We start from the raw sequence: 13,258 nt of genomic DNA on the forward strand, positions 1-13,258 counted from the left end.
ATTTAGAAAAAGTGTTGTGTTTTTTTAGAAATTTTTTTATAATAAAAAAAGCGATATTGATAATCAAAACCATCCATGAGGTTTGAAAAAGTTTTATGATGATATCATGCGCAAAAATTTCTTATAGAAAGGAAAAATATGGATAGAGATAAATTAAAAAAATATTTATCTTTTACTCTTGCTACATTAGTAACAGTTGCGATGGCGTTTTCTATTGTTTCTTATAATAAAAAACACAAGATAAATTACGCTACAAACAACAAAACACAAATAGCATCTGGTAGTAATGTAGAGGGATTAAAAGACGGAGAATACGAAGGAAATAGCCAGGGATACGGTGGAGATTTCAAGGTCAAAATTAAAATAAAAAATGGAGAGTTGTCGGCGATTAATGTCGTAACAAACAATGAAACACCTGAATATTACGAAAAAGCATCTGTAATTATTGCGCAGATTTTGGAAAAAGGAAACACCGATGTGGACTCGATTTCAGGAGCGACGATTTCATCTGAAGCGATTAAAAATGCTGTAGAAGATGGACTACATAAAGCTGGTTCAAAAAAAGAAGCACCAAAACTAGCACAAAAAACACAAAAACATAACACACCAAATGTAGCCACAAAAGGACTAAAAGATGGAGTGTACGAAGCAAGTTCCAATGGTTATGGCGGAAGATTATCGGTAAGAGTTACTGTAAAAAATGGCAAATTGACTGATATTGATGTGATTTCAAATAACGAAACGCCGTCGTATTTTAACAGAGCATCTTCTGTGATCGACAGAATTTTAAGCACAGGAAGTGTGAATGTGGATTCTGTTGCAGGAGCGACGATATCTTCAAACGCAATCAAACAAGCAGTATCCAAAGCGTTGGCACAAGCAGGTTCCAAGGAAAAAGCGAAGATTTCAAAAGTAAATCCAAACGCAAAATCAGGCAAGAAAAGCATCAGAAATCTTGTCGGAAAAATTTCCGTAGGAAGCAAACAAATAAAAGATGGTCAGTACATAGGAACCGCACAAGGTTTCAACGGGCCAATCAAAGTAAGAGTTACAGTAAAAGAAGGATCCATTGCGAAAATAGAAATATTATCTCATCACGATGATAATCCATATTTCCAAAGAGCTTCTCGTGTAATTTCGAAAATTCTTGGAAAACCTGGGAAAGCAGTGGATACAGTATCACAAGCGACATACTCAAGCAGAGGAATTATAAATGCAGTCAACAACGCATTGTCAAAAGCAGGAGTAGCGCCAAATATATCAAAGGAAAAATCAAAAAATTCTAAAGGAAAATCTTCTGGAAATAAAAACCAAGAAAAAGAAAATAACAAAAAAACACAAAACAACCCAGAAAATAATTCAAAAACGAATAACAGCAGTAAAATAAATGACGCAAAACTAAAAGACGGTCAATTCACAGGAGTTGCACAAGGTTTCAACGGGCCAATCAAAGTAAGAGTTACAGTAAAAGAAGGCTCAATTGCAAAAATAGAAATATTATCTCATCACGATGATAATCCATATTTCCAAAGAGCTTCTCGTGTAATTTCGAAAATTATTGGAAAACCTGGAAAAGCTGTGGACACGGTATCCACAGCGACATATTCAAGTAGAGGAATTATAAATGCAGTCAACAACGCATTGTCAAAAGCAGGAGTATCGCCAAATATATCCAAGGAAAATTCAGCAGGAAATTCTAAAGAAAATTCTCAAGGAAATTCGGGTAACAAAAACGAAGAAAAACCACAAGACATTCCAGAAAAACCAGAAAATAATAACACAAACAGCAGCGGCAAAATAAATGATGCAAAACTAAAAGATGGTCAATTTACTGGAATCGCACAAGGATTCAATGGACCAATAACAGTTAAAGTTACAATAACTAACGGATTAATCTCTGGTGTGGAAATAATATCTCACAGTGATGATGCGCCGTATTTTGCAAAAGCAATGGCTGTTATTTCTAGAATTCTTGGAAAACCAGGAAAAACAGTGGACACAGTATCCACAGCGACATATTCAAGCAGAGGAATTATAGGTGCAGTCAACAACGCGTTATCCAAAGCAGGAGTCGCTCCAAACGAATCTAATCAAAAACCAGAAAAACCAGAAAAAGAAAACAACGAACAACCAGACAATAAACAACCGGAAAAAGAAAAACCAGATAAGGACAAGCCAGAAACGGACAAGAATGAACTACAAAAAATTGACGACGCTTTGAAAAAATACTACAACGACAATCCATTGAGAGATGGAGAGTATAGCGGATGGGGCATTGGTTACATCAACACAAGGAAAACCAAGACCTACATCAAAGTTGAAAATGGTGAAATATCCGACATCAAAGTAGGTCAAGATTCGGAATATGGAGATGATATGGGGCCGTTCAGAAAAAAAGCTGAGAAAGTTTTGTCGTTCTTAAAAGGTAAAGAAGGACGATTAAATCTCGCGAAAATGGGATTATACCGCGAATATTTCGAACAAATTAGAAATAGCAAGGACCCGAAATCAAAAGTAGAAGAATTATTTGGAAAAGAATACGGCACGCTTTTGAATGGACTTTCTGGAAACAACATTAAAACAGAATCTGATTTGACGCTACTTTCAAGAGCTGTAAAAGCGTACATGTCAGACAAATACAATTCAAAAGAAATGTTCGACAGCATATCGGGTGCGACTGTGAGCGCAAGTGGAATCGCACAATCGACAAGAGAAGCGACAGCAAAATCGTCAAATGATTACAAGAACAATTCAGACGTCAAAGAAATCAAGATTATATCACCTAAAAACAAAACAATTGAAGTGAACAAAAACGATGCAGCAGATTTTTCTGAAATGAAGATTATTGTAATCAAAAAAGACGGTTCATCCGAAAAAATCGGCTGGACAGATTTCCAAGCAAATGGAATTTCAATTACAGATGACAAGGGCAACGCAATTACGGATGATTTGTCAAAATATTCCGATACGAACGTAATCAAAGCAAAAGTTGTTCACGAAAAATCATTGTCATACGATGAGTTCAGAATTCTAATCGGAAACTACAGCAAGGATTATATCGTAGGATTGGAATACAGCGTTGACGGAATCAAATGGTATAGATTGGAAAACGCATCAAAAGATTTTGAAAACACAAACAACATCGCAGACAGACAGACAATTGATGCGCCAATCTCATTTGAATTTTCAAAAGTAAAACTTCGCGCAGTATCGAAAAACAACAAAAGATACGAATATACAACATCGAACGCTGCAATCAACAACACTCAAGCGAACTATCATCTCGTATCGAAAGACAATCCGAACTTGCCAAGCGTAATATTTGTAACATTCAAATTGTCGGGAAATGAATCGGACAAGAAACTTGTCGAAGACAAAGAAAAAGAAAAACCACAAGAGAAAGAATCAGAAACAAAAGAAGAAATTGAAGTGGATCAAAAAGTAATCGACACAAGCTTGATGGATTCCAACGGACAAAAATGGATCGAAGGAAAACCAATCAGACCAGCGACAGTGACAAGCTTGGACAAAGATGCGAAGATAATAGCTCAAATAGACGGATTGCCACAAGGATTATCATTTGACGGAACGACGATAACAGGAACACCACAAGTAAGCACAGAAGGATGGCCGGAAGATGGAAGTGGATTTAAAACAATAACACTAAAATTAAAAGCCGAAAAAAATGGCAAAATATTAGTGAGAACATTGACATATTGGTTGTATCGTGACAAAGATCGTGACGGAATATCAGATGACGACGATGTAGATAACGGAGAAAAATTCACACCACAAAGAAATGGAGCACAGCCAATAATAGTCAACGGTACAAAACCAACCCTAGAAGATTACAAAGCGAAATTCTCCAACATCCCACAAGATGGATCGGTAGAAGTAACACTTGAAAAAGAACCTGATTATACAAAAGTAAGTGAACTTCCACAAAGAGTTAATCTGCTATTCAGAGTCAAAGGGACAAAAGAAGTTGGAAAAAGCTATGTAATGGTAATAGTGAAAAAACCAGTCGACAAAAAAGCTGAACAAGAATCAAAAGAAGAAATCCCTGTTGATCAAAAAGTAATTGACACTAGCTTGATGGATTCCAACGGACAAAAATGGATCGAAGGAAAACCAATCAGACCAGCGACAGTGACAAGCTTGGACAAAGATGCGAAGATAATAGCTCAAATAGACGGATTGCCACAAGGATTATCATTTGACGGAACGACGATAACAGGAACACCACAAGTAAGCACAGAAGGATGGCCGGAAGATGGAAGTGGATTTAAAACAATAACACTAAAATTAAAAGCCGAAAAAAATGGCAAAATATTAGTGAGAACATTGACATATTGGTTGTATCGTGACAAAGACCGTGACGGAATATCAGATGACGACGATGTAGATAACGGAGAAAAATTCACACCGCAAAGAAATGGAGCGTCACCAATAATAGTCAACGGAACAAGGCCTACAATAGAAGATTTCAAAAAGAAATTCTCCAACATTCCACAAGATGGATCGGTAGAAGTAACACTTGAAAAAGAGCCTGATTACACAAAAGTAGGACAATTTAGAGTTAACATAATATTTAAACTTAGAAAAACACAAGAAATATCAAAATCTTATGTGTTTATCAAAATCGAGAAACCTGTTGTAGAAGAAAAAGACAATGAAAAAGAACCTGACGAGAATTCTATTGATAAAAAGTCAGAAAAATCTCAACCAAAAAATGAAAAAAACAACGATAAAACTGATTTGAATATCGACACTAAAACACAAGATGAAAAACAAAAGAATTTGGAAAACTTGAAGGAGGAGATTAGATGACTTTAATAGTAGGAATACTTTTCACTATAATTTTTTATAGATTAACAGCCCAATCGATAAAAAAACATCCGGGGGCATATTATGTAGGAATGTATGCGTGGACGGGACTAGTTGTGTGTTATTACAACATGGATTACTACAGATATTTGCCAACTTGGTTCAACGATTATTTCATGAAAATATTCGCCAGAGGAATATTTGCAACGGCAACATTCATGATAGTAATGTTCTTAGGGACCGTTACAAAACACAATGATTTTACGAAAAAACTGATGAACATTCGTGGAGAAATGTCTATCATAGGAAGTTTGCTGGTTATAAGCCACAACATAATATTTGGAGTACATTATTTCCCAGTGCTATTCACAAATCCTTCATCTTTGCCAAAAAGAGAACTAATTGCATCAATAATAACAATATTTTTATTGTTGATGCTGATTCCACTTTTTGTGACATCATTCAAATCAGTTCGAAGAAAAATGAACGCAAAAAATTGGAAGAAACTTCAAAGAATGGCGTATCCTTTTTTCATTGGAATTTATGTGCATGTAATGGTGCTTTATTCAAATGATTGGAAAGCACACCTCTCTGGAGTTATCATATACACGTTGATTTTTGTGAGTTATGTGATATTGAGACTCAGAAAATCATTTTACAAGAAGAAAAAATCACAAAAACAGAGATAATTTAGTTTGTTTGTATAATAATAATAATAATGATATAATGTAGTTATCAAATAAGAAAGGAACTATTATTATGTCAGAACAAGAAATTTACGAAATTACGAGAAATTATGCTGTAGTCACAGCGGTATTTCTAATCCTCAGCGTTATCGGTATCTACTTATCATTAAAACGCAAAGACGATCATTTGCTAGGAATCGTAACAAGTGTATTTCAAATAGCAATATCATTTGCAATGCTGAGCATGAACTTCACAATAACTTTGCTACACGATGGAATGGGTGGAGATGACACAATGCTTGTGAATTTCTGCTTATACGGATGGTTATTGGCATTAGTATTGATGGGTATTAGCGTAATAATAACCATTAGAAATATCTTAAAACAACGCAAAAAACAAAAAAAATTGAATTACTAAAACAACGGCCACCAACAATTGTTGGTGGTTTTTCCGTCTACAATTATACAGATTGATTATTACCTGTAAATATTATAAAATAAAATAAAAACAGGAGGGAATATATGAAAAACAAATTCAAATTAATCGTTTGCGTGAGCTTTATGTTGGTATTATTTGCAAGTTGCAACCAAAAACAAGATGAGCCTACAAAAAAAGCCACAGGAGTTGAATCCAAAAACGTAACCACACAAGAAGACAAACAAAAGGCTATCGAAGAGTACGAACAAAACATCAAAGGCGTCAAGGAAATCAAAGTAGAAGAACTTGATGAAGTGAGCGCCGGAAAAGAAATCACGGTGTATCTTGGAAGAAAAACTTGCCCAGATTGTCAAAAATTTTCAAAAATATTCAAACCATTCGTATCCAAATATGAAATCTACTACATAGATAGCGTCGCTGGAATCAAGAAATCTCCAGAAGATTTGAAGAAATTCAGAACCGACAACGACCTCAAAACAGTCCCAGCAGTATTTCGAGTTAAAGACGGAAAAATCACCGACAGAATGAACATCGACGACAAAGTGGGGACTACACCAGAAGAACTACAAAAGTTTTTTGATAAGAAATAATAAACAAGCCATAACATTAGTTATGGCTTGTTGTTTTAGTCTCCCAATCATCATCTAGAGGAGGATATTTAAATTTTTGCATTTCTTCAGAGCTCAGACTCTTAAAATCATCTTTTGACTGAAACTCAATAGAACTTAATTCAATTTTACCAGGATTTGGGTAATCGTCATAAATATAAACAAGAGTATAATCCGCAGGATCTTTTATCTGCACTCTGTATACTTGGTTTCCTTTCATATAATCTTTTATTGCTTTTATTTCTTTTATGTTATCTTTTTTTATCCCTTGAACTTCCATGTATTTGTACAACTTTTTGTATCCATAATGTCTTTGAACGGGAACAGCAATAATCCACTTTCCAGCTATAAATACCACAAGACATATTAGTAGTATTTTAACTATTGAAAACTTTTTCTTTTTCATATATAACGCCCCTCTCTTTGATATTATTATACTATAAAACACAAAGGAGGCGAAGGTATAAAAAGATTTTTTTCTATTATTTTATTTATTAGAATTGTTAGCTTACCATACTTCTTTTCCTACAATTTCTCCCCAATCAATATCTTCTTTTTCATATTGCCCATTAAAATCTTCAAACAAATCTTCAATATTCATCTCATTTTCAGACGAATTTTCGATTATTAGTTTGTTATCCTTAATTTTTAAATCCAAAATATCATTATCTTTCCAATTTAAAACATCCATAATCGACCCTGGAATTTGCAACACATGAGAATTCCCACACTTAGATAATTTGGTTTTCATAATTCCCCCCTAAATACTAAATTATTAATATATAGTATATACTTTTTAAAAAAATTTTGAATGTCATTTGATATTCCTCCATCAAAAATATAGTATAATTATAATACAAACACGAAGGAGATATACAGATGCAAAAAACAACAAAAACAAACTTCAGAAAAATATTGAAACTAGTTTTATGGGCAGGTCTAATTATATTTTGTATCAATTTAATTATAAAATATCCTGTACACAGACACATTGGTTTTGACAGGATGTATAAGTACATGGATATGCAGAAAATCCCAAGAAGTGATATCAAAAGTGTGAGGGCTTTCAGATCCACAAAAACGGACGATTATGTATATTGGGTTGTGTTAAAAGATATGGAAAATTATAGGTTTGAATATGGATATAATTTGAAAAAAGACAACATGTCGTTGAACATCAGTAAGAAAGAATATGATGATGTGTACAAGTATATTAGTGACGAGGAAGTTGCTACATTAAAATATAAACCATTGAAAGAAAGCATTTACTATTTCAAAAAATAAAAATGGATTGTAGATTTAACTCTACAATCCATTTTTTTATTCCAAAACTATTAAAAGTTGGTCTGTGTCGATGGTGTCATTTTCTTTGATTAGGATTGATTTTACAATTCCTTCTGATTTGGATAGTATGTTGGTTTCCATTTTCATAGCTTCCACTACTACCAATGGGTCGTTGACTGATACTTTGTCGTTTTCTTTGACTAGGACTTTTACGACTCTTCCTGGAATTGATGCTCCAATTTCTTTGTCGTTGTTAGGATCTGCTACTGATAGGTTGTCTTCTTCACGCTCTGTGATTTTCGCAGATTCATCGAACACTCTGACTTCACGTCTGTTTCCATTGACTTCATAAGTGAAGTTTCGGTAGCCGTCTTTTTCCAATCTTCCTTTTTCGATAAGTTTGATGATGAGGATTTTGCCTTCTTCTATTGGAACTTCGACTGTTTCTTTTTCGTTTATTCCTTCGAAGAATGTCGGAGTGTCCATGTAAGTGAAGTTGCCTTTTGTTTTTCTGTAGTCGATGTATTCTTCGAATACTTTTGGATAAAGTGCGTGTGATACGATGTCTTTTTCGTCGAATTCCATTTTGTATTTGTCGGATAAATCTTTTTTGTCTTTTTCGAAATCAAATGGGTCGATGTAAAGTCCCGCTCTTTGTGTGATTGGCTTTTCATCTTTTAGGACGATTTTTTGTAATTTTTCGTTGAATCCACCTTCAGGTTGTCCCATCATTCCTTTGAAGAATGATATTACAGAGTCTGGGTAGTCGAGGTTTTTGCCTTTTTCGTAGATATTTTCTGGAGTGAGTCCATTTGCCACCATGAATATAGCCATGTCTCCGACCATTTTGGATGATGGTGTAACTTTGATGATGTCACCAAGCATGTCGTTGACTTTTTTGTACATTAATTTTACTTCGTCGAATTTTTCTCCAAGTCCGAACGATTCTACTTGTGGTTTGAGGTTGGAATATTGTCCTCCAGGAATTTCGTAGCGATAAATTTCTGTTGTACCACTTTTCAAATCGCTCTCGAATTGTGAGTAGTATGAGCGAACGTCTTTGTAGTAGTTGCTGATTTTGTCACAGTTTGAAAGGCTGATTCCCGTTTGACGTGGAGTGTTTTCAAGAGCTGCTACGACTGAGTTGAGTGCAGGTTGGCTTGTGAGTGAACTCATTGAGTTAAAGCAAGTGTCAACTATGTCAACTCCAGATTCACAAGCGTTGATTATTGTAGCGACTCCGTTTCCTGTCGTGTCGTGTGTGTGCAAATGAATTGGAACAGAAATTTCGTTTTTCAATGCTGAGATTAGTTTCGTTGCGGCGTATGGTTTTAACAATGCGCTCATGTCTTTGATTGCGATTATATTTGCGCCGATGGATTCTAGTTCCTTGGCTTTTTTCACGTAATAATCTAGTGAGTATTTGTCTCTTGTTTCGTCCAAAATGTCGCCTGTGTAGCAAAGTGTTGCTTCCAAGATTTTTCCTTCGTCAAGTACACTGTCACACGCAAGTCTCATTCCGTCGATGTAGTTGAGTGAATCGAACACTCTGAACACGTCGATTCCGTTTTCTGCGGCTTTTTGTACAAATTTTACCACGACATTATCTGGATAATTTTTGTATCCTACGGTGTTGTTTCCACGAAGTAACATTTGGAATAAGATGTTTGGAATTCTTTTGCGAAGTTCCTGTAGTCTAATCCAAGGATCTTCCTTTAAAAATCTGTAGCTTACGTCAAATGTTGCGCCGCCCCACATTTCCAAACTGAACAAGTCCTTCATCAATTCATTGGTAGCTTCTGCGATAGGAAGCATATCTCTTGTTCTCATTCGTGTCGCCATCAATGATTGGTGCGCATCTCTTAGGGTTGTGTCTGTGATTAGAAGTTTATCTTGGTTCAAAATCCAATCGCTAAGTCCCTTGGCACCTTTTTCTTCGAAAATATCTTTGGTTCCTGTAGAATTTGTCTTGGTAAATTCTGGAATTTGTGGAATGTTGTAATCTTTTTTGTCGTTATTAATGGAGCGTTCACTGATGAAATTCAACACCTTTAATTCTTTATCTGTAGATGGTTTGATGTCGAAAAGTTCAGGGTTTTTGGAAATAAATCCCGTGTCACAAGTTCCCTTGTGGAATTCTTCAGTGTTTAGAACATTGATGATAAAGCCGATATTTGTCTTCACACCGCTGATTTTCGTTTCTCTCAAAGCACGGATTGCTTTGTTGATTGTGTCGTTGAATGTTCTGGAGAAGGCAGTGATTTTAACCAAAAGCGAATCGTAATATGGCGTGATTACTGAGCCTGTGAATCCATTTCCACCGTCAAGTCTCACTCCAAATCCGGAACTTGTACGATACAAATCAATCTTACCAGTATCAGGCATGAAATTATTCGCAGGATCTTCTGTCGTGATACGGCATTGAATTGCGTAACCGTTGCAGTGAACATCTTCTTGTGAATAAATTCCAATTTCATCTGAATCAAAACTTTTGCCGTCTGCTATCAGAATTTGAGTTTGAACGATATCAATTCCAGTGATAAGTTCACTAACTGTGTGTTCTACTTGAACTCTTGGGTTTACTTCGATGAAATAGTGGTTTTCATCTTCGTCCACCAAAAACTCCACAGTACCGGCATTTGTGTAGCCAACTTCCTTGCAGATTTTGATGGCATCGTTGTGAAGTTCGTCCTTCGTTTTGTCTGAAATCGAAAATGCAGGAGCAAATTCCACAACTTTTTGGTGACGTCTTTGGATGGAACAATCCCTCTCGTATAAGTGAAGGATATTTCCGTGGTTGTCGGCTATGATTTGCACCTCAATGTGTTTTGGATTGCGGATGTATTTTTCGATAAACATATCGTCCGAGCCGAAAGCTTTCTTGGATTCGTTTTGTGCGCTGACGAAAGAACTCATCAAATCGGATTCTTTTTCGACAATTCTCATTCCACGGCCGCCACCACCAGCACAAGCTTTTACCATAACTGGATAGCCGATTTGGTTTGCGATTTCCAATGCTTCATTTTTATTTCTGATAGGAGTCTCCACACCCTCGATAGTTTGTACGCCAGCTTTTTTGGCAACTAACTTCGATTGGACCTTGTCACCCAAACTATGTAGAACTGATTCGTCAGGACCCACGAAAATTATTCCGTTTTCCTTGCAACGTCTCGCAAATTCTGCATTTTCACTCAAAAATCCATAACCAGGATGAATGGCATCGCAGTGTTTGGATTTTGCAATCGCAATGATTTTTTCGATATCTAAATAACTCGACAAAGGAGATGCCGCATCTTTTATCAAATACGATTCGTCAGCCTTCGTTCTGAAAAGGGAAGTCTTGTCCTCTTCGCTATAAATCGCAACGCTTCTTATTCCAAGCTCACTACAAGCTCTAAAAATTCTTATAGCAATCTCGCCACGGTTTGCCACTAGAAGTTTTTTTATTTTATCCATATTACACCTCTTTAAATTTGGATATATTCAATATTATTTCGGTCTAACAATTCAATCGCATACTCATCCACACGATAAGCCTCGTGATAATAAATCTTGCTAATTCCAGCTTGAATTAAAGATTTCGTGCAATTCAAACAAGGAAAATGAGTCACATAACAAATACAACCCTTCACAGCAATTCCTTCTTTCGCACAATACAACAAAGCATTCATCTCCGCGTGAATCGTAGCAATACAATGTCCGTCACGCAAAGTGTGACCAACCTCGTCGCAGTGAGGATTGCCACTAATAGCACCATTGTATCCAGTCGATACAATCCTGTTGTCAGAATTCACCAACACACATCCAACAAACGCCCTGTCACAAGTGCTACGTGTCGCAACATTCAATGCCAAATCCATAAAATATTCATTCCAAGATTTTCTCATATTGACCTCTCATCATCATTAAAAAATTTCTTTACCTTTAATATTATCATAAAAGCAAAAAAAGAAAAACTGAAAAGCGACAAAACTACACACCAAAAAAAGCCACACAATGTGGCTTAGGGAAATAAAAATATTTACAAAATTATGCGTTGATTTTCTTTTCAAGGGCTGTGGTCAAAACTTCAGAATAATTGATATTTTGACGATCACAAAGTCTAACCAACCATTCAGGGACTGTAACATTTTTTCTGATGGTTTTGTTGTTTTTGATAAATGGTGTGGGATCAACTTGAATCATAGACGTAAATCCATCTTCGACTTTTATTTTTGTAATATCACTTGGTTTAGGAAGTGGAATATCTTCATCAATGAAAGTAGCCAACACACTTTCTAACATTTGATGAGCGTTTACCATTGCTTCTTCAATATTATCTCCTTCAGTTCCACCGCCAAACTCTGGAAATTCCACCCAATAAAAGTCTTCTTCTTTATGAAAAATAGCAGGATATGATTTTAACATCGTCTAACCTCCTTATGATTAATAATACGCATAATACGCATAAAAGTCCAGCATTGTATTAGAATAATATAGGATATAATAAAAATAGAAGGAGTTGAGGTAATGAAAAGTACAACTGCAGAAAATTTCAGTGATAATTTATCTGAAATGATTGATGAATTAATAAAATCAAATGAGCAGCTAAAAGTTACAACAGAAACTGGAAATGTTGTCGTGCTTAGTGAGTCAGATTACAAAGGGATAATGGAAACTTTAAGAATATATTCAAATTCACAAGAAAAAGAAAAAATAATAGAAGGATTACATACAACAATAGATGATTGTGTACTTGAGGATGAAATTAATCGGAATAATTTATAATCTTTCACCAAAAAGCCACAACAAAATGATGGGGTCGTAAGTTTTAGGCTTGACTAAGTAAAGAATTTATAATACAATTATGTTACGATGTAACACAATAAAAGGAGTGATTTTATGGCTACTATAACGATTAGATTGAGCGAATCGGATAAGGAACTTTTCACAAATGTTTCAAAAGAAAAAAACAAAACTTTATCCGACTGGGCAAGAGAATCATTATTGGAAAAAATCGAACAAGAGTATGATGAAAAAATAATTAATGAGTATCTGTTAAACAAAGACCAAATGAAATTTTACAGTAATGATGAGGTAAAAAAAGAGTTGGGTATATGAGGGTTATTTATTCAGAAAAATCACTAAAATCCTTGAAAAAACTCGATAAGCCTATTCAAAAAATGATTATTCATTATATGGAGAAAGTAGGTCAATTAGAAGAGCCACGTGCAAGAGGTAAGGCGTTGTCAGCCAATTTGAGAGGATTTTGGCGATACAGAGTGTCAAACTACAGAATTATTTGCGAGATTGATGACGATAAATTAATAATCTGCGTTGTAGAAGTCGATCATAGGAAAAATATATATAAATGTTGAAAAAAGTTATTTGTAGTACGAGCTTTAATTCTACAAATAACTTTTTTATTTGCAAAA

The 13,258-nt window shown here is 35.1% G+C and carries 13 protein-coding genes; 8 read left to right on the top strand and 5 right to left on the bottom strand.

Going from position 1 to position 13,258, the window contains the following annotated elements:
• The first annotated feature begins 138 nt into the window (after window positions 1-138).
• From GKG00_RS05950 to GKG00_RS05965, 4 genes are all read left to right on the top strand, one after another.
• A complete protein-coding gene (locus tag GKG00_RS05950; protein ID WP_154254713.1) occupies window positions 139-4,830 on the top strand; it encodes an FMN-binding protein in 4,692 nt (1,563 codons plus the stop codon).
• Complete coding sequence (locus GKG00_RS05955; protein WP_154254714.1) at window positions 4,827-5,516, top strand: ferric reductase-like transmembrane domain-containing protein; 690 nt, start codon at window positions 4,827-4,829, stop codon at window positions 5,514-5,516. The genes GKG00_RS05950 and GKG00_RS05955 overlap by 4 nt, the downstream gene beginning before the upstream one ends.
• A 70-nt stretch (window positions 5,517-5,586) precedes the next feature.
• Window positions 5,587-5,931: a hypothetical protein gene (locus GKG00_RS05960; protein ID WP_154254715.1), complete on the top strand. Its 345-nt coding sequence runs from the start codon at window positions 5,587-5,589 to the stop codon at window positions 5,929-5,931.
• A gap of 104 nt (window positions 5,932-6,035) precedes the next feature.
• Window positions 6,036-6,542, top strand: coding sequence for a DUF6568 family protein (locus GKG00_RS05965; RefSeq protein ID WP_094206440.1), 507 nt, complete (start codon window positions 6,036-6,038; stop codon window positions 6,540-6,542).
• Between the two features lie 16 nt (window positions 6,543-6,558).
• Here GKG00_RS05965 and GKG00_RS05970 read toward each other — a convergent pair whose 3' ends face one another.
• Together GKG00_RS05970 and GKG00_RS05975 are read right to left on the bottom strand one after the other, a co-directional pair.
• Window positions 6,559-6,966 (bottom strand): DUF3139 domain-containing protein, encoded by a 408-nt coding sequence (locus tag GKG00_RS05970; protein WP_154254716.1) that lies wholly within the window; start codon window positions 6,964-6,966, stop codon window positions 6,559-6,561.
• A 102-nt stretch (window positions 6,967-7,068) separates the two neighbouring features.
• On the bottom strand, window positions 7,069-7,311 hold the full coding sequence (locus GKG00_RS05975; protein WP_154254717.1) for a cell division protein FtsW: 243 nt from the start codon (window positions 7,309-7,311) through the stop codon (window positions 7,069-7,071).
• A 128-nt stretch (window positions 7,312-7,439) separates the two neighbouring features.
• On the opposite strand from GKG00_RS05975, the gene GKG00_RS05980 reads away from it, so the two are divergent.
• Entirely contained in the window at window positions 7,440-7,844 is a 405-nt protein-coding gene (locus GKG00_RS05980) for a DUF3139 domain-containing protein (RefSeq protein WP_154254718.1), read from the top strand.
• Window positions 7,845-7,880: 36 nt separating this feature from the next.
• On the opposite strand, the gene GKG00_RS05985 is transcribed toward GKG00_RS05980, so the two are convergent.
• The 3 genes from GKG00_RS05985 to GKG00_RS05995 all read right to left on the bottom strand — a co-directional run bounded on the left by GKG00_RS05985 (window position 7,881) and on the right by GKG00_RS05995 (window position 12,251).
• Window positions 7,881-11,300: a pyruvate carboxylase gene (locus GKG00_RS05985; protein WP_154254719.1), complete on the bottom strand. Its 3,420-nt coding sequence runs from the start codon at window positions 11,298-11,300 to the stop codon at window positions 7,881-7,883.
• 11 nt (window positions 11,301-11,311) lie between these two features.
• Window positions 11,312-11,731 (bottom strand): cytidine/deoxycytidylate deaminase family protein, encoded by a 420-nt coding sequence (locus tag GKG00_RS05990; RefSeq protein WP_094206434.1) that lies wholly within the window; start codon window positions 11,729-11,731, stop codon window positions 11,312-11,314.
• Between the two features lie 142 nt (window positions 11,732-11,873).
• Window positions 11,874-12,251 carry a type II toxin-antitoxin system HicB family antitoxin gene (locus GKG00_RS05995; protein WP_154254720.1) on the bottom strand — a complete coding sequence of 126 codons (378 nt, stop codon included), beginning with the start codon at window positions 12,249-12,251 and terminating at the stop codon, window positions 11,874-11,876.
• Window positions 12,252-12,353: 102 nt separating this feature from the next.
• Here GKG00_RS05995 and GKG00_RS06000 point away from each other — a divergent pair, with 102 nt between their 5' ends.
• From GKG00_RS06000 to GKG00_RS06010, 3 genes are all read left to right on the top strand, one after another.
• Window positions 12,354-12,611, top strand: a complete 258-nt coding sequence (locus GKG00_RS06000; RefSeq protein WP_154254722.1) for a type II toxin-antitoxin system Phd/YefM family antitoxin — start codon at window positions 12,354-12,356, stop codon at window positions 12,609-12,611.
• Window positions 12,612-12,725: 114 nt separating this feature from the next.
• Window positions 12,726-12,944, top strand: a complete 219-nt coding sequence (locus tag GKG00_RS06005; RefSeq protein WP_002838701.1) for a DUF6290 family protein — start codon at window positions 12,726-12,728, stop codon at window positions 12,942-12,944.
• Window positions 12,941-13,201 (top strand): type II toxin-antitoxin system RelE/ParE family toxin, encoded by a 261-nt coding sequence (locus tag GKG00_RS06010; RefSeq protein WP_002838725.1) that lies wholly within the window; start codon window positions 12,941-12,943, stop codon window positions 13,199-13,201. The genes GKG00_RS06005 and GKG00_RS06010 overlap by 4 nt, the downstream gene beginning before the upstream one ends.
• Window positions 13,202-13,258: the final 57 nt, after the last annotated feature.

The sequence above is a fragment of the Finegoldia sp. BIOML-A1 genome, assembly GCF_009678325.1.
GTDB lineage: Bacteria > Bacillota > Clostridia > Tissierellales > Peptoniphilaceae > Finegoldia > Finegoldia magna.